This window comes from Oscillibacter sp., assembly GCF_031978065.1.
GTDB lineage: Bacteria > Bacillota > Clostridia > Oscillospirales > Oscillospiraceae > Oscillibacter.
Map to the genome: position 1 here is coordinate 73,968 of NZ_DALZCH010000002.1, position 641 is coordinate 74,608.

Annotated in this window: 1 pseudogene; it reads left to right on the top strand. The window is 61.6% G+C overall.

Annotated elements, in window-relative coordinates:
- Positions 1 to 641: pseudogene (locus tag RTK01_RS00735) on the top strand (phosphoglycerate kinase); the annotation flags it as partial.

A 641-nucleotide genomic window follows, 5' to 3' on the forward strand; every position in this document is an offset into this window, starting at 1 on the left:
CGAGCCGGGAGAGACGAAAAACGACCCTCAGCTTGCAAAAGAGCTGGCTTCCATGGCGGAGCTGTTTGTGTCCGACGCGTTTGGCTCCGTTCACCGGGCCCACGCCTCCACCGTGGGTGTGGCGGAGTTTCTCCCCGCCGTGTCCGGGTTCTTGGTGGCACGGGAGCTTGAGGTGATGGGCAAGGCGCTGGACGATCCCAAGCGGCCCTTTGTGGCGGTTTTGGGCGGAGCCAAGGTTTCGGATAAAATTAACGTCATCGGAAACCTTTTGAACAAGGCCGACACCGTGATCATCGGCGGCGGCATGGCCTATACCTTTATAAAGGCACAGGGCGGCTCTATTGGAACATCCCTTCTGGAAGAGGATAAGCAGACGCTGGCGCTTGAGACGATGGCCGCTGCCCGGGAGAAGGGCGTGAAGCTTCTTTTGCCGGTGGATACGCTGGCGGCGAAGGAGTTTTCCGCCGACGCGCGGCCCGTTGCCATGGACGTCACCGCCATTCCCGAGGATATGATGGGCCTTGACATCGGCCCGAAGACCGTGGAGCTTTTCTGCGGCGCGCTGAAGGGGGCGGGCACCGTTGTGTGGAACGGACCTATGGGCGTGTTCGAGTTCGACGCGTTTGCCGACGGCACCCGGG